General features: G+C 61.0%; 14 protein-coding genes and 1 tRNA gene. 10 read left to right on the top strand and 5 right to left on the bottom strand.

The window, feature by feature from the left end; translation table 11 throughout:
- Positions 1–6 precede the first annotated feature (6 nt).
- The 4 genes from A9Z05_RS04930 to A9Z05_RS04945 all read right to left on the bottom strand — a co-directional run bounded on the left by A9Z05_RS04930 (position 7) and on the right by A9Z05_RS04945 (position 4,135).
- On the bottom strand, positions 7–330 hold the full coding sequence (locus tag A9Z05_RS04930) for a DUF2288 domain-containing protein (protein ID WP_069617121.1): 324 nt from the start codon (positions 328–330) through the stop codon (positions 7–9).
- Between the two features lie 73 nt (positions 331–403).
- Positions 404–2,023: an acyl-CoA synthetase gene (locus tag A9Z05_RS04935; RefSeq protein WP_069617122.1), complete on the bottom strand. Its 1,620-nt coding sequence runs from the start codon at positions 2,021–2,023 to the stop codon at positions 404–406.
- A 366-nt stretch (positions 2,024–2,389) separates the two neighbouring features.
- Positions 2,390–3,091 carry a peptidoglycan DD-metalloendopeptidase family protein gene (locus A9Z05_RS04940; protein WP_069617123.1) on the bottom strand — a complete coding sequence of 234 codons (702 nt, stop codon included), beginning with the start codon at positions 3,089–3,091 and terminating at the stop codon, positions 2,390–2,392.
- A 132-nt stretch (positions 3,092–3,223) separates the two neighbouring features.
- Positions 3,224–4,135: an aldose epimerase gene (locus tag A9Z05_RS04945; RefSeq protein ID WP_069617124.1), complete on the bottom strand. Its 912-nt coding sequence runs from the start codon at positions 4,133–4,135 to the stop codon at positions 3,224–3,226.
- 479 nt (positions 4,136–4,614) lie between these two features.
- On the opposite strand from A9Z05_RS04945, the gene A9Z05_RS04950 reads away from it, so the two are divergent.
- The 4 genes from A9Z05_RS04950 (at position 4,615) to A9Z05_RS04965 (ending at position 7,626) form a co-directional block, all read left to right on the top strand.
- Entirely contained in the window at positions 4,615–5,445 is an 831-nt protein-coding gene (locus A9Z05_RS04950) for an undecaprenyl-diphosphate phosphatase (protein WP_069617125.1), read from the top strand.
- A 191-nt stretch (positions 5,446–5,636) separates the two neighbouring features.
- Positions 5,637–5,713, top strand: a tRNA-Arg gene (locus A9Z05_RS04955).
- A gap of 938 nt (positions 5,714–6,651) precedes the next feature.
- Complete coding sequence (locus A9Z05_RS04960; protein WP_012492498.1) at positions 6,652–7,029, top strand: DUF3592 domain-containing protein; 378 nt, start codon at positions 6,652–6,654, stop codon at positions 7,027–7,029.
- 78 nt (positions 7,030–7,107) lie between these two features.
- Complete coding sequence (locus A9Z05_RS04965) at positions 7,108–7,626, top strand: hypothetical protein (RefSeq protein WP_256121848.1); 519 nt, start codon at positions 7,108–7,110, stop codon at positions 7,624–7,626.
- Position 7,627: 1 nt separating this feature from the next.
- Here A9Z05_RS04965 and tssF read toward each other — a convergent pair whose 3' ends face one another.
- Positions 7,628–9,505: a type VI secretion system baseplate subunit TssF gene (gene tssF / locus A9Z05_RS04970; protein ID WP_069617127.1), complete on the bottom strand. Its 1,878-nt coding sequence runs from the start codon at positions 9,503–9,505 to the stop codon at positions 7,628–7,630.
- Between the two features lie 140 nt (positions 9,506–9,645).
- Here tssF and A9Z05_RS04975 point away from each other — a divergent pair, with 140 nt between their 5' ends.
- The 6 genes from A9Z05_RS04975 to A9Z05_RS04995 all read left to right on the top strand — a co-directional run bounded on the left by A9Z05_RS04975 (position 9,646) and on the right by A9Z05_RS04995 (position 16,657).
- The gene (locus tag A9Z05_RS04975) at positions 9,646–11,757 is read left to right on the top strand and encodes a type VI secretion system Vgr family protein (RefSeq protein ID WP_069617128.1); all 2,112 of its coding nucleotides are present in this window, start codon (positions 9,646–9,648) and stop codon (positions 11,755–11,757) included.
- An 11-nt stretch (positions 11,758–11,768) separates the two neighbouring features.
- Positions 11,769–13,061 carry a DUF2169 domain-containing protein gene (locus A9Z05_RS04980; RefSeq protein ID WP_069617129.1) on the top strand — a complete coding sequence of 431 codons (1,293 nt, stop codon included), beginning with the start codon at positions 11,769–11,771 and terminating at the stop codon, positions 13,059–13,061.
- Positions 13,046–14,236 (top strand): PAAR-like domain-containing protein, encoded by a 1,191-nt coding sequence (locus A9Z05_RS04985; RefSeq protein ID WP_063777027.1) that lies wholly within the window; start codon positions 13,046–13,048, stop codon positions 14,234–14,236. Before A9Z05_RS04980 ends, A9Z05_RS04985 begins: the two co-directional genes overlap by 16 nt.
- A 110-nt stretch (positions 14,237–14,346) precedes the next feature.
- Positions 14,347–15,144 carry an ankyrin repeat domain-containing protein gene (locus A9Z05_RS04990; RefSeq protein WP_069617130.1) on the top strand — a complete coding sequence of 266 codons (798 nt, stop codon included), beginning with the start codon at positions 14,347–14,349 and terminating at the stop codon, positions 15,142–15,144.
- 15 nt (positions 15,145–15,159) lie between these two features.
- Positions 15,160–16,209, top strand: coding sequence for a GH-E family nuclease (locus A9Z05_RS37540; protein WP_012492503.1), 1,050 nt, complete (start codon positions 15,160–15,162; stop codon positions 16,207–16,209).
- 13 nt (positions 16,210–16,222) lie between these two features.
- Positions 16,223–16,657 carry a hypothetical protein gene (locus A9Z05_RS04995; protein WP_124714746.1) on the top strand — a complete coding sequence of 145 codons (435 nt, stop codon included), beginning with the start codon at positions 16,223–16,225 and terminating at the stop codon, positions 16,655–16,657.
- Positions 16,658–16,659: the final 2 nt, after the last annotated feature.

The following is a 16,659-nucleotide window of genomic DNA, read 5'->3' on the forward strand; positions in this document are numbered from 1 at the left end:
GACGCGTCAGGCGCGTTCCTGCACGCAGACCCACGGCGAGACGACGACCGCCCACAGCTCCGGATTGCGCGCCGCGTAGTCGGCGGCGGTCTCGGCCGGCATGCGCGCGACGAGGCCGGACGACAGCCAGCGTGTGACCTGTTCGGCGTCGTCGCTGGCAACGGCTTCCGCGACGCTGACGAGATCGAGGTCGCGTGCGATCGACAGCAGCTTGCCCTGCGCGAAGAAGCGTTCGAGATCGCACCAGTCGATCTTGGCGGTCTCGCCGAGGAGTTTGGCGTAGAGCGGGCTGTGCGACGCGCCCGCGGTGGCGTGTTGATCAGAGGACATCGGTTTCTTGGAAAGACTGCGTGGCGCCACTATAAACCATCCGGCCGGGCGGGCCGAGCCGCGGGCGGGCCGCTCACGCGTCGCGCAGCGCGCGGCGCACGATCTTGCCGGTCGCGGTCATCGGCAGGCTGTCGACGAACGCGATCGCGCGCGGATACTCGTGCGCGGCGAGCCGCGTGCGCACGTGCGCCTGCAGCGCGCCGACGAGGGCGTCGTCGCCGACGTGGCCGGGGTTCAGCACGACGAACGCCTTGACGATCTCGGTGCGCGTCGCATCAGGCACGCCGACGACGGCCGCCATTCGCACCGCCGGATGCGTGAGCAGGCAGTCCTCGATCGGGCCCGGGCCGATCCGGTAACCGGCGCTCGTGATCACGTCGTCGTCGCGGCCAACGAAGCGCACGAAACCGTCCGCGTCGATCGTGCCCGTATCGCCGGTGAGCAGGTAGTCGCCCGCGAACTTGTCGTGCGTCGCGCCGGGATTGCGCCAGTATTCGAGAAACATCACCGGGTCGGGGCGGCGCACCGCGATGCGGCCTTCGGCGCCGGGCGGCAGCGGCGCACCGTTCGCATCGACGATCGCGACCGCATGACCGGGCACCGCCTTGCCGATCGCGCCGGGCTTTGCGTCGAACAGCGCCGCGCACGACGACAGCACCATGTTGCACTCGGTCTGCCCGTAGAACTCGTTGATCGTCACGCCGAGCGCGTCGCGGCCCCACGCCGTCAGTTCGGTGCCAAGCGATTCGCCGCCGCTCGCGACCGATTTCAGCGACAGCGCGTAGCGTTCGCGCGGCGCCGCGACGGCGCGCATCAGCTTCAGCGCGGTGGGCAGCAGGAACGCATGGGTGACGCCGTGCCGCGCCATCAGCGCGAACGCCGCGTCGCCGTCGAATTTCTCGAAGCGGCGCGCGAGCACCGGCACGCCGTGATGCCATGACGGCAGCAGCACGTCGAGCAGCCCGCCGATCCATGCCCAGTCGGCCGGCGTCCAGAACAGACGTGCGCCGCGCGGGAAGCACTGCTGCGACATCTCGACGCCCGGCAGGTGGCCGAGCAGCACGCGATGCGCGTGCAGCGCGCCTTTCGGCTTGCCGGTCGTGCCGGACGTATAGATGATCACGGCGGGATCGTCGGCGGCCGTATCCACTGGCACGAAATCCGGCGCTTCGGCGGCGAGCGCCGGGTCGTAGCGCAGCACGCCCGGCGCATCGGGCGCATCGTCGCCGATGCAGTAGACGGTATGCAGCGCCGGCAGTTTCGCGCGCAGCGGCGCGATCTTCGCGTAGCCGGCCGCGTCGGTGACGAGCGCGGCGGCCTCGCTGTTCGCGAGCCGGTACTCGAGCGCATCCACGCCGAACAGCGTGAAGAGCGGTACCGCGATCGCGCCGAACTTGTACGCGGCGAGGTGTGCGATCGCCGTTTCCGGGCCTTGCGCGAGAAAGATGGCGATCCGGTCGCCGCGCCGCAGGCCGGCACGCGCAAAGCTGTTCGCGAGCCGGTTAGAAGCATTCCTCAGGTCGTCGAACGTGACGCGGAAAACGTCGCCTTGCGTCGTTTCGTGGATCAGCGCGAGGCGTCCGCTGCCGTCTGCCCATTTGTCGCACACGTCCACCCCGATGTTGTAGCGTGCCGGAATGTCCCACTGGAAGCGGGAGAGGAGCTGGTCGTAGCAGTCGGCGGCGGGCAGCATCGGGTGGTCTCCTGGTGTCGAGCGTGGCGTCGGGTAAACGGCTTACATCAGGAATTCACGCAGACGAATCCACAATGGTGTTTCCTGATAGGGAATGTTCGGACTCGTCCAATTGGCGAGGCTCAGTGCACGATTCCACAATGACGCATAAGATCAAGACAAAACAGTGGTGTGACCATGGATTTGCTTCTGATAGCTGCGGGGTTCAGCCTGATTGGAATCGGGGTGCTGGTGGCGTTTGCTCGTCACGTCGATCCGTTGTCCGGCCGTTTCACCGGACGTCTGCGCAAGCGCTGACTCGATTTTTCCGTTTTCGACGCGACGGCACGCGATGCGCGCCGTCGCCGCGTGTCGTCTGTCGTGCGCTCAGCGCGCCGGCAGGTAGCGTGACGGATCGATCGAGCGGCCGCCATAGCGCAGCTCGAAATGCAGCGCGACGCGATCGCTGTCGCTGTTGCCCATCTCCGCGATCGATTGCCCCTGCGTGACCGACTGGCCTTCCTTCACCAGCAGCGCGCGGTTGTGCGCGTAGGCCGTCAGGTAATCGGCGTTGTGCTTCAGGATGATCAGGTTGCCGTAGCCGCGCAGGCCGTTACCGGCGTAGACCACGACACCCGGCGCGGCTGCGACCACCGGCGTGCCCGGCGAATTCGCGATGTCGATGCCCTTCGATTTCGAGCCGTCGAACGTGCGCACCACGTTGCCGGCCGCCGGCCAGATCAGCGCGATGCTCGTGGCCGGCTTCACGGCCGATTCGATCGGCGCGGAAGGTGCCGGGCGCGCACGGCCCGCGCTGCCGGTGCCGGTGGTCGACGGCGTCGACGCGGTGGTTGTGCCGGGCGGCGGTGCGACGCGCAGCACCTGGCCCACCTCGATCGCGTCGGGGTTCGTCATCTGGTTCCAGCGCACGATGTTCTGTACCGACGTGCGGTTTTCGCGCGCGATCTTGTACAGCGTGTCGCCACGCTCGACGCGATAGAACCCGGGGCCGACGGGCGCGGAGCCGCACGCGACGAGCAAGGCGGCGCAGGCGGCTGCGAAGAGTCGCTTCGTTGTTGTTCCGAACATTGAACCTCGCAAAACCCCGCCGCGCGTGACGCGGCAGGCAACACAAAACGTCAGATTTTAACGGGTTCGACCCGCGCACCGCAGTTTCGGTGGCGGGTGCGGCTGCCGCGCCCCGGTTCGGCGCGTGTCGAATCAGCCGGCGAGCGGCGCGACGCGGATCCGCAGCGTGGCCGTTTCGGTCGCGCCTGGCGAGAGCATGCGCAGCCCGCGGCCGTTGTGGATCGCATCGGGCAGGCCGAGCCACGGTTCGACGCAATAGAAATCCGAATCCGGCTTTTCGGTCCACGTCGTGACTGCGTACCACGGGATCGAGCCCGGCACGTCGAGCGCGATCTCGATCGTGCGGCGGCGGCCCGGCATCACGATGCGCACCGGCGCTAACGGCTGGCCGTCGAGGCAGTGGAATCGATCGAGGATGTCCGGATCGTCGAGGCGGTAATGGGCCTGGCCCGGTTCGGGCGGGCTGATCGAGCCGTCCGCGCGCTGTTGGCAACGGTGCGTCGGCGGCAGTTCGAGGACGGTGTCGGCCCGCTCGCCGTGCGGCAGCGCGAAATAGAAATGGTGGCCGGCGTAATAGGGCAGCGGCGTGTCGCCGCGATTGGTCGTCGTCAGCGCCACGTCCAGCGTATGCGCGTCGGCCAGCCGGTAGGTCGTTTCGAAGCGGAAATCGAACGGGTAGCTCGCGCGCAGCGCGTCGTTCGCGTCGAGCGTCATCGACAGCGCGGCGCCGTCGGCCGACGGGTGCGCGTCGAACGGCAGATCGCGCGCGAAACCGTGCATCGGCAGATCGCGGACGACACCGGCCGCATCGCGCCAGCGGCCGATTTCGCCGTCGACGCGGTGGCGGCCGAGGAACGGGAACAGTAGCGGATTGCCGCCGCGCACGCGTGCGAGATTGCTCCAGTCGGCGGTTTCCGGCCAGAAGATCACCGGTTCGCCATCGACGTGCCAGGACAGCAGGCGGCCGCCGAATTGCGGGGCGACCCGGACGAGCGACGGGCCGGCGTGAAGTTCGTGAATGTCGTGTTGCTGGAAGATCGGCATGGCGAATCGGGATTGGACGGGTGACGGGAGCAACGGGCGTTCCATTATCGGGCCGCCGCCGGTCGGGGAAAACCCTTCTGGGGAAATTGCGAGTTTTTAACACTGTCGACCGCCGGGATAATGCCTCTAAACCGGTGATGTTGCCGGGTCATGACACTTCGTGGAGGGGGCCATGGATCTGGCAATGGCAATGGGAATCGCACTGTTCGGCATGTTTACCGGTAGCACGGTATTATTTTTCTATCAGCTCGGCCGCTGACGGCAATTTCTGCCGAAGTCGACAGGCCCGCCATGCAAATGGCGGGCTTTTTGCTTTCTGCTCGCTTACAAATTGCAAGTGTTTGTGTGCATCGCCGCAATATCCTGCCAAATGCCTTGGCGCAGTAATCCTGGCTCGGCATAATCGGGGCGCGTTTTTCAGGACGCGCATCGCGTCGTCCGCCTTCCTTCCCGCTTATCTTCACTAAAAGGACCGACGCGTGAGCCTCTGGTTTCTGGTATTCCTGAGCGTCCTGCAGGGCGTCACCGAACTCTTCCCCGTCAGCAGCCTTGGCCACACGCTGCTCGTGCCGGCGCTGTTCGGCATGCACATCGACAAGCACGCGCCGCAACTGCTGCCCTTCCTCGTCGCGCTCCACCTCGGCACCGCGCTGGCGCTGCTGTGGTATTTCCGCGCGCGCTGGATCGCGCTGATCGGCGGGTTCTTCGCGCAGCTCGGCGGCCGCAAGAACGACGACGGCCACCTGATGTGGGCGCTGATCATCGGCACGATCCCGACCGGCATCGTCGGACTGCTGCTCGAGAAGCGCATCGAGCGCGTGTTTCACGATCTGCGGATCGTCGCGATCGCGCTGATCGTCAACGGGGTGTTGCTGTGGGTCGGCGATCGCATCCAGCGCAGCCGCGCGCATCAGCCGCCCGAGAAGATGACCTTCAAGCAGGCGTTCTTCGTGGGCCTCGCGCAGATCGGCGCGCTGATTCCGGGCTTCTCCCGCAGCGGGCTGACGATGATCGCCGGCAACGTGGCCGGGCTGACGGCGGAGAAGGCGGCGGAATTCTCGTTCCTGCTCGGCACGCCGATCATCTTTGCCGCGGGCGTGCTCGAATTGCCGAAGCTGTTCCATGCGCGCGACCAGCTCGCCGATGCGCTGCTCGGTGGCGTGCTGACGGCGATCGCCGCGTACCTGAGCGTGCGGTTCCTGATGCGCTATTTCGAAGGGCGCGGCCGGCTCGCGTCGTTCGGCCTGTATTGCGTGATCGCCGGCGTGTTCTGCCTCGGCTGGTTCATGCTGCATCCGCAGCCGGTTTGATGCCGCGGGCGCTGGTCTCGCGTGATCTGGTGCGATGATCGGGTATAATTTCGGGCTCGGCTTCTTGCCGGGCCCGTTTTGGTTTCGGGGTTTGAGTTCTTATGGGGTAGTGGGCGGTGTTGCTGCTTCTCCGTGACTCGAAAGCCCGAGGCCGAATGCGGTCCGCGTCACGCCGTGTCTTTTCTCACCGACCGCCCTTAGCTCAGTTGGATAGAGCAACGGCCTTCTAAGCCGTAGGTCACACGTTCGAATCGTGTAGGGCGGGCCAGAACTCTTCGCTTATTCAGGCACTTAGTCACGCGAGCGACTGCTGTTAAGTTGGCTCCATTCGCTGTTCGGCGTGAACCGAGTGTGAATGAATTCTACCCGATGACCGCCCGATACTTTGCCGAAGGCCGCGTCATCATCTGTTGAGCGCTTGCGTTAGCAATGTTCCTCCAACGCCCAGCACTGCGCCTATGACGGCCGCTATCAAATTAGCGAGGATGTCATCACGCTTCCGCTGCCAGAACGATTTCCGGGCGTCACGTCGGATGCCATAAAACACAGTGTCCCGTCTTGGGCCTGGCCTAAATACGGCTATGCACATCGCAAGACCGATACCGGCTAGGCAGGCGACGGGTACCACTTGCCACGATTTTCTCCCCGAGGAATGCGAAGAGTTCCTCCGCATTGTCAAACTCATTGCTCCCACTGGTCATCTTGGGCGGGGCACCATCAATGCCTGTCTCGGACCTACAAGAACGCCGCGACGAAACTTGAATGGGCATGCGCACGGTCATCACTGGTCGGCAGTGCCGGGAGCAATCGTTGCGGGGAGGTGGTGCCGTGTGTGTGCGTACGACGGCCGGAAGCTAGGGTTGAAGCTGATGCGAACAATCCAAGGGAGCGCGGCGGTCGATGCGTCTCGACGGAGTATGTGAACGCCAGCACGAGGCTTGAGTGGGAATGCCATATCGGGCATCGTTGGTTCGCGACGCCGAATACGATCCGAAACGGGCACTGCACTGGTGTCGACTGTGCGCCTATCTAGAGATGACGACAAATCCGACGACCATTCGCAAGCGCGGCCACTTACCGACCAAGGTCTGATAGCGCACCAGGCGGACAGTCTGGCGTCCAGGTGAGGATGTTTTAGAATTTAGCAGGCTGATACGATCAGCATAGAGCACCCGAATAATTGTAGGGAATGTAAACGAGGGCGTTATGTTTAAGGGCATCAGTGCCATTGTGATTGGGGTGGGCCTTCTTGTCGCTGCTGCAATCAGCGCACAGTCGACTAGAGAGTTTCTTCGAACGTCGATTGTGGTGCCGGGCCTCGTCGTTAAGCTCAACGCTGGCGGATACCATCCCGAGATTCAATTCACCACCAAGACCGGGCAGCAGATTTCGTATCCGCAAGGCGGGATTGTCACGAAAGTGGAGCTTGGTCAGCGAGTTGAGGTGCGATACCAGGCCGACGATCCTGATGGCAGCGCAACGATGAATGTCTTCGCCGCGATCTGGGATTCGACGATTGTTTTTGCCTTCATGGGTGCGGTTGCAATCGTGTGCGGGATTATGAATCTGCCGTCACGGACATAACGAGAAGCAGAAGAGAGAGGGCGTATGTCGTATCTTCGGAAGAGCAAGTGGAAATATGACACTGGCGCGGGCGGTGGGGTGAGCGTTGACATCGTAGTTGCGACGGGGGGGAATATCGTTCTCACTGATCCTCAGAAGCATTTGCAAAGCTTCTACTACGGTGGTGTAGGTATTGGCTATGGTTGGGGTGCGAAGATTCCGAAAATCAAGTTGCCGAGATTCACAATTCCCGAGTTGAAATTGCCAAGCTTCGGTAGCCACGACGCAAGTGCCGCTGGTTCGACGTATGATTTCCCGAGTCATGGAACCGTTTACATGACAAGTGCATTTAAGGGCAGCGAGCTTGCGCGATCGGATTTACAAGGCGGAACCGTCTATCTTGATGGCTACGGCGGGGCAGTTGTCGCGCAGGGCGGGACGGTCATGCTGTTGGGCATCAATCCGGCATTGCTTGCGTTGGGCCTGACGAGCCCAGCCATGTCGATGATTCTGGCAGAGGCCATAGCGGATGCTCCGGCGCTGCTCTTCATGCATGGTCTAACGGCTGGCTTTCAGGCCGGTTTTGGTGGCGGTATTCTGGCTGGCTATCTCCACTGACCTATACCAGCGGTTGTGTCCCAGCGCGTGGAGCGCACCGCAAAAGCTCCTTGCCGCTCTCGGCCGATAACACGACGAGCTGAACGTAGCTGTTTGACTGAGCGTACGGGCCGAAGAATCGGTCCATGACAGCCGAGAACCGATGCAGGCTGACATCTCGTGTCGCAGCCTCGGAGAACGAAAGCAGGATCTCCACACCGCGAACAAATGACGGGAAATGATTGTCGAGAGGCATCCACCTGAGCGCCGGTTTGTAGTCGAGGGATGCGATCGCGTCGATGCAACGTTGGGCAACCACGCTGGAACGCGGAGCATGGAAACGGAGAAACTCCTTCAGCGCGGGTAATCCGGTCCGCGTCAGGTCGAGCGGATGCGGCGCCAATGCCGACAGGACGCGCCAAAGTGCACCGCCACGCGGCAAGGCAGCCGGCAAGGTGGGGCGGGAGAGCAGCATGATCGGACACGCCAATGCCGAACCCTCGTACAGAAGATCGCTATCCGGAGCACCGATCGGCAACCGGGACGGCATTGCTCCGTTGGTTGCGAGGACATCGACATCGACCTGAGGGTGTCGTGGATGAGCGGTTTGACCCTTTAAGTCGACCAACGCCAGTTGCGATTCCGCCAGGGCGCCGTCCGACATGGCTTCCGGATCTCGGCAGGCCAGCCAATAGATGGCGGACGAATTCATGGGCCGCGCGTGACTGAATGCACGATACGGCCACACCTGCGTGCGCGGTGCCGCGTGTGAAGCGATGGCGGCCTTGTCTTCGTTCGACTTCGTACGCTCGCCCAGATACACGGCTTCAACCGAGTAGACGCTCAGCGGAATGCCGGTTGCCAACGGGGTCGGCGTGATCGGATAGGTGGCATCGTGACTGGTTAGCTGGATAGGCGTTGCCGCGCGTTCGAACAGGTTGACGACCGGTGTGCAAAACAATCGGAACGTGCTGATGTTCAGCGTTGCCAAGATCTGAGCGGCGCCGGAATCATGGGCGGTGCCTTGCACGGCGATGTGAAGCGTCAGTCGTCGAGCTGCTTCGGCACGCGCGGCGCGACGCATTCGACCCAGGTCGATGTCGACGAAATCAAACTTCTCGGGGAAGGCAAAATACTCGATCAGATGCCTGAACGATTGTGCGCTTGTATCGTCTTCGTTCGGCAACAATCGCTCGCCATCGGCAAATCCGGCCGGCTCAATGGGGACTTTCGACAAGCGGGTCCAGCGTCCGCTTTCGTCCACCTCCACGTAGGCGGCCGATGCACGAAGCAACAGCGTATCGGAAAGCGCGGCGACGAGCGGCCGCTCTCCGGACAGATGTACCCGCACTGGCGCGGACGGAATGGCGTCATCGAACGCTTGCGACGCGGATTCACTTGTAAAGGTAATCGAAATGATCCCCGTCACTTCTGCCGGGATGCGCGCTGCTGCTGGCGCAAGCGTCGCTGGTGAATAGCGTGCCGAGTGAATGCGCAATGGCGACAACGTGACGTCGTAGACTGTACGAAAGCGGCACGGCGCAGCATTGGCGTCCAGCATCGTGCCGCACGCTATCGTCAGCGGTTCGGTAAGCTGACCGAACAGAACCGATGGGTCGAACGAGGCAACCGCGCATGACGGAACCGTGCGCAGATACTGCGGATAGGCAATTTCGAGAAGTGCCTCGGTGAATTGCGGGTAATCGTCATCAAGCTTCGCATCGACACGAGCGGCTAGCAGCGCGAACGTCTGTACCATTCGGTCGACGTGCAGGTCTTCGACGTGGCCGCCAGACATGCCGAGGCGTGCTGCAATCTTCGGAAAGCGTCGAGTAAAGTCCGCCAGACTGTGTGCGAGCAGTCCGATTTCACGTTCGTAATGTGACAGCAGGTGGTCCATTTGCTGAAAATATTCAATAATCCGCGATAATCGGTCCCCGTTTTCCGGAGCCAACATCTAGTCCAAATGGCGCGCGGACATATTAGAATGGCCGCGCCGACAAAAAGCTGCCCCTCTGCTGAGAGATTCCGAGGCTAAATATGCAAATGTCCGAAATTGCGAGCTTCTTCCAGCTCCAGAGCAATCGCCTGTTTACGATTGAAACGCCTTTGAAAGGTCGATCGGATCTCGTACTCGTCGATTTCCATTGTACCGAGGGGTTATCTCAGAATTTTGAGATGCGTGTCCGGCTCGCGTCGCAGGACAAGAATATCGAGCTGAAGAAGTTGATCGGCCAACCTGTGACAATCACGTTGCAGTTGACCGATGCGCTCGCCAGCTCCGAAGAGCGTTACTTCCACGGATACGTCGCAGCGTTTTCGCATCTGGATACCGATGGCGGTTTTGCGATGTACAGCGCAACGATCCTGCCGTGGCTCTGGATGCTCTCTCGCCGGCAGGACATTCGGATCTTTCAGGAAGAGAACACAGAGGCGATTCTCTCGCGTGTGTTTCGAGAATACGGCAAGCTCGCGTCGTTCGAGTTCCGGCTCTCGAAGGGAACGCAGAATCGTAGCTATTGCACGCAGTACCGTGAGACGGATCTTGCTTTCGTCGAGCGACTGATGCGCGAGGACGGCCTGTTCTATTACTTCGAGCATGCGAAGGATGGGCACAAGCTGATCATCTCCGATAACTCGGTGACCGCAAAGCCGATCGACGGGCGCAGTCCATCGCTGCAATACAACCAGGGCGAGGCGATGGACAATCTTGCCGTCATCACGTCATTTCAAGCGCAGCGTCAGCTTGCACCGGACACGGTCGGACTGAAAACTTTCGACTACAAGATTCCCCATGCTCGGCGATTCGTGTCGGGTGGAACGGAAGTCAATCAAGGCGACGTACCGTCCTACGAGATCTACGACTACCTCGGCGAGCATGGTTTCGCTGACAGCGATCGAGGTGAAGAGCTCACGCGCTTCCGGACGGAAGCGCTGGCTGCGCACAGCAAGACGTTCGTCGGGGTAACGACGGGTCGTCGGATGATGCCGTGCCGATACTTCGAGCTGGACGACCACTACGATCACGCCAGCACCAAACAGGAAGACCGGCAATTCCTGTTGCTGACTGTGTCACACACCGGCACGAACAACTATGAGCCTGGTGAGGGGAGTTCGGCGTATTCGTGCAGCTTCACCTGCATTCGCAAGAAAATTCCGTACCGTCCGGCATTCGAAGGGGAGCGTCCGACGATCGTCGGGCCGCAGACGGCGATCGTCGTGGGCCCGAAAGGCGAGGAGATTTATACGGATAGTCTCGGTCGGGTGAAGGTGCAGTTCCACTGGGATCGTCTCGGCAAACGCGACCAAGGGAGTTCCTGCTGGGTGCGCGTGAGCCAGCCGTGGGCGGGTAGCGGTTTCGGGATGATTCAGATTCCGCGAATCGGGGATGAGGTGGTCGTGAGCTTCCTGGACGGAAATCCGGACCGTCCCCTTGTGACGTCGCGCGTTTACAACTCCCAGAACATGCCGCCGTGGGCGTTGCCAGCCAACGCGACACAGAGCGGGATTCTGACGCGTTCGACCAAGACCGGTAACGTCAATACGGCCAATGCGATTCGCTTCGAGGACAAGAAGGGTGAGGAAGAGGTCTGGCTACACGCCGAGAAGGACCAGCGCATCGAGGTCGAGCACGATGAATCGCATTGGGTTGGCAACGATCGCACCAAGAACATCGATCACGATGAGACGGTACACGTCGGCCACGATCGTACGGAAACCGTCGACAACAACGAGACGATTCACATTGGGGTGGATCGCACCGAGACCGTTGGCAACAACGAGACGCTGACGGTCGGCGGCAATCGGAACGAGACGATCGAGGGGATGGAGAATCTCTTGATTGCACTGACGTCGACGGAGACGGTGGGGCTGGCGAAAGCACTGACCGTTGGCGGCGCGTATACGGTGACGGTAGCGGGCGCGATCAACACCGCGGCCGGGCTTGCCAGCGCCGAGGAAGTGGGGCTGTCGAAAACCACGATGGTGGGCAAGACCTATACGGTTACTGCGGGCGATCGCATTGAACTGCGAACCGGTAAAGCGTCGATCGTTCTCGAAAGCAGCGGACACATCACCATTAGCGGGACGAGCATTGACATTCTCGGTTCCGACGCGGTGAAGGTCGACGGCAAGACCGTCGATCTGAACTAAGTGCTACGACGATGGAGTTCCGTAACCTCACGCCCTTGCATGCGATGGCGTTCAATGCCGTCGACGTGCCGGGCAACGAAATCCACGTGGTGGCGCTCAAGGCGGCGTATCGGCTTGAGCCGGCGCAATCGTTCGACCCCGATGGCGATACACATCGTTGCGTGTTGCTGAGCGGTGACAACGCCGTCCCGTTGGCGATGGCAGACGAATACGAAGGCGAAACGGGTAAGAGCAGCGTGAAATGGGAAAGCGATCTCGCGCCGTTCAAACCGAAGTGTGATGTCCTGGTTCGAGCGACAGCACACGCCCCGCATGGCACGCCTGCGGCATCGTGGCCCGCTCGCGTACGCGTATTCGACGCCGGGACGATGGTCATCGACAAAGGACTGCGCGTCACGGGACCGCGCTCATTTACGAAGGGCTGGCGCGGGTGGAAGCTCGGTGAGCCTGAACCGACACGAGCTGTTCCGGTGCGCTGGGAGCAGGCATACGGCGGCACGAGCCGCGTCGCCCTTGCGCAGAGCGCAAAGGGGACGAGCGCGGATCTTGAACTGAACGAAGTCTGCTTCACCAACCCGCTGGGCCGTGGTTGGGTCGAGAAGCGCTTCCTCGATCGGGCGACCCATAAGTCGGTCGTCGCTTCGTTGTGTGCATCATCGATTCCAGGACCGTTACCGAAGATTGCCGAAATTGCGGCGCCGCAGATAGAAGCATGGGACATTCCGATAACCAGTCTCGACGTTGCCGAGCACTCCGCTTCGGGGCTGGATGCCAAGCAGATGAAAGAGGTCGTAGCCCGCTATGCGACGACGCCTGTCGGATTGGGTGTTGTCGGTCGCGCCTGGACACCCCGTTTGCAGTTTGCCGGGACTTACGACGAGACTTGGCATAAGACAAGATGGCCGTACCATCCGGTGGATCATGACTTCCACTATTGGAACGGTGCGCCGGCAGATCAGCAGATCGAATGGCCTGCGCCGGGACTCGCCTTCGAGCTTGCCAATCTCGCGCTGCCGGAGCACACGCGTGCAGGCTTTTTGCGTGCGAGGCTTCCGGGGCATCGCGCCCTTGTGGCGCTTCGCTTCAAGAGCGGGGAAATCGTGCCACTCGAGATGAAGCTCGACACACTTTTGATCGATACCGAGGAAATGCGCGTATCGGCTACATGGCGGGCGGTTTTTCCGTTGCAGCCGGCGGTGCGTGTGTGCGAGGCACGTTTCGAACTCGATCGGCATGCGCCTCTGCTGCGAATGGCTGTCCCGAAAACAACCAGCGAACCGGAGGACGCGTGGCAGACAACGTAATGGCTCGCAAGGATGGCCAGTGGACCATCGTGTCGATGATGCCGGACGTATGCAAAACCCCCATGGGGAGTAGCACGCCGCCCGTACCTTATCCTGTCACAGCGAGCCTTGGCGACAGTCAGATGACGTCGAAGACGGTCTTTGCGAACGGCAATCCGATCGTGCGGTTCGATTCGAGTTTCGCGCCGGATACGATCGGCGATCAGGCCGGTGTGGCACATGGAGTCGAAAGCGGAACCGTTGGCGCCAAGTGCTGGCCTATCGACCATAGCAAGACCGTTCGGGTCGAGAGCAAGATGGTCGTGCGTCACAGCGATCAGTTCTGGATGAACGGCAATTACGTCGGAAAGGAAGCAAAGGCTGCCCGATGGCGAGGTCGGAAGGCCCAGATTGCCGAGGCACGGGAGAAAGCTGCTTCGATGCCGCCGGGACCGGAGCGGAGCAAACTCGAAGCGGCGGCAAATCGCTTCGAGCAAAACAATACGGCCGTCGAAAAGGCGCGCTTGGCTGAGAACGTTTACCACCCGGGGCAGGCGGCCCCAGAGGGATGGACGAACGTCAGCAGCGACCCTGCGAAACTGGCTCAGTTCAAGTTGAAGCCCAACGATTTTTCGATACCGGGGACAAACTTTCGTGCGCAGGTCTACGAGCCCGATCCGGCAGTTTTCGGAAACGACTTCAAGACGCAGGTGGTTTTTCAGGGAACAGACAAGTACAAATGGTCCGACTGGGCCAATAACATCGCTCAAGGAGCCAATAAGAACTCAGCCTATTACGATCGTGCAGTCAAGATCGGGCGGGCGCTTGAGAAGAGTGGAACCGATGTGGACATTGTGGGGCATTCGCTCGGTGGCGGCATGGGCTCTGCCGCATCGCGCGCAAGTGGCTTGGCTGCGACCACGTTCAACGCAGCGGGCCTCAATCCGGCGACGGTAGCGCGCTATGGCGGGACACCGGTGGCATCCGATATTCAGGCGTACCGCGTGGAAGGGGAGATCCTGACGAAGGTTCAGGAAGGCAGTCACGGCATGATGCCTACAGCTGTAGGCACGCCGCACATCCTTCCGGGAACGGGTGGTGCGGTCGCACGCCATGGCATGAATCAGGTCATCGATGGCATCGAAGCACAAAAAACAGCCGATCAGGCGACGATCGTTCAGGAGACGCGTCCTTGAGGACCAATACGACAACTTCGCCGGCCCGAAGCGTGAGGCACACGGCGCGGTGGCGGTGGATGGCTCTAGCCGCTGTCTCTGCACTAACAATCATCGTAAGTGGATGCAATATGAGCGCGAACTCACCCAGCAAGTATTTTGACGGCAGCTATCTGTCTGCTGCCAAGGCGATCAGCGATGGCGACGTTGCTCAACTGAAATCGGCGTTGTCCGGGATCGACGTGAACAAGCCCGGGCGACAAGAGATGACGTTGCTTTGGTTTGCCATCTCGACCAAGAATTTCCCCGCCATCAGCGAACTGATTGCGCATGGCTCAAAGCCGGACGCTCAAATTGTGGAGGGGCTGGGCAGCGCGATGTACTTCGCGATCACCAATGAAGATACTCGGTACCTGAAGGCCATGCTCGACGGCGGCTTGTCGCCGGATACGGTCGATAGCGATGGCACGAGTCTGTTGCAGCGGGCGATGGAAGGCAACGGCGCGATGGAGCGAGTAAAGCTGCTCATCGAACATCACGCAAACATCAATCATCGCGACAGCATTGGCGGGACCGCACTGGATTCCGCGCTCGACGTCGCCAAGCCGGACATTGCGATTTTTCTCGTTGAGCATGGTGCCGATGTCAACGCCCATACGACGAACGGCGTGAGCGTGGCCTACTCCGTGCAGAAAGACATCGACGCACTGCAACCGGAGGCCAAGCAGGCCACGGTCACCGACATCTCGTTGGATAAGGATGGGCAACCGGTCAGAACGACACAGACGCCTCCCGCACCAGGGTTGTCGCCCGAGGGCAAGGAGCGCTTGGAAAAATTCGAGCGTCTGCGCGCGCTGATGATTGCGAAGGGAGCGAAGTTTCCGCCCGACCCGCCGGCGAAGGTTCGAGAACAGATGAGCAAAAAATAAGTCGGGGAGCGTACTGTGGGTGACAAGGGCAATACTGTCGGCAGATTGTACGGTCAGGCGTCGATGTCGAGCGCCCCTGCGTCTTCAGCCAATCCGCCGGTGAAAGCGGAAACACCAGAAGAGGAGGGTTGGTTCTCCAAATGGTGGGGCAATACGAAGCACGAGCTGAGTGAGGCCGCAGATCATCCATGGGAGGCGACGAAGGGCGCTGTTAAAGGGATTGCCAATATACCGTCCGATATTGGCGAGTTGCTGATCAAAGGCAGTACGCTCCAAACCGCAGGGCAAATGGAGCAGGCTGCGGCTATGCAAAGTGTGTTTGGGCAAACGCAGTCTGCTGAGGCGCTGATGCAGGGGGCGCAGGAAGTCAAGGCGAGTGCCGGCTCTATCGAGCTACCCAAGTTCCAGATGAGCAATGCGGCCCAGGCCGGCGGCGACAAGATTGCGACGGCGGCGTCACTTCTTGCTGGAGGAGCCGGGCTGGCCAAGGGCGGAGTCAGAGGTATGGCGGCTCTGGGTAAGGTTGGTGCTGCTGAAGGAGCTGAACTGACTAAGACCGCTTCGGCCGCTGGGAAGGTGCTTAAGACTGAAGGCGCTGTTGCTGAAGGCGCAAAGGCTGCCGACGCACCCACGGCGGTCGGCAAGGCGACTGGTGCAACTGAAGGTGCCGGTGCCGGAGATGCAGTCGGGGATGGAGCAAAAGTACTCAGGCGACGTAAGTCACTGCGCGAACGGTACCTCGGGCGTACCCCAGGCAAGAATTCACGGACGGGCAAGGAAGTGCAGGCGCGGCTCGAAAAGGAAGGCAGGCTACGCGAAGATCCGTTCACTGGAGAGAAAGAGTTTGAGTACAAGGGCAACTGGTATCCGCTTAAAGATGCTGATATGGCGCACCAAACGGACGCGGTTACCTGGTGGAACAATGTTGGGCGAGAGTATGGGGCGAAAGCTCCAGAGGTTCGTGCATGGATGCTCGACTCCAAGAATTACGATTTGCAACCATACTGGGTCAACAGATCCCTTGGTGCTAAACTGGGCGAACGTTATCTACCCCCATTGAAGTAAGGTGCATATGGCCATGAAGCTACCAGAGGAACTCACTAAAGACGTATACGCTTACGGTGCGGCGGGTCGGGAAGCTTGGAAGAAGGGAGACATCGCTGAAGCCGAGGTAAATTTCACAAAGGCGTGGGAGATCTTGCCCGAGCCTAGAGAGCAATACGACCTCGCGCAGTCGATGACACGTGGATTCGTCGTTTTTTATCGCGATACTAAACAGTTTGATAAGGCTGTTCACTGGCTGGCAGAAATGAAAAAGGCGTACGGTTCTGGAACCGGTCCGGATCTGACAATCGGCTTTCTTAGCGGAACGGTGTATTTTGAAGCCGGAGATCTAGATAAATCCGCGGAATTTTTTGTGCCGCTGTATGAACAATTTGGAAACAGACCGTTTTCCGGTGAGGATAAGAAGTATCTCGAATTCGCGAAGCGTGCGTCGAAGGGAAGCAAGTAAAA

This window comes from Burkholderia sp. A2, assembly GCF_001729305.1.
Classification (GTDB): domain Bacteria; phylum Pseudomonadota; class Gammaproteobacteria; order Burkholderiales; family Burkholderiaceae; genus Burkholderia; species Burkholderia sola.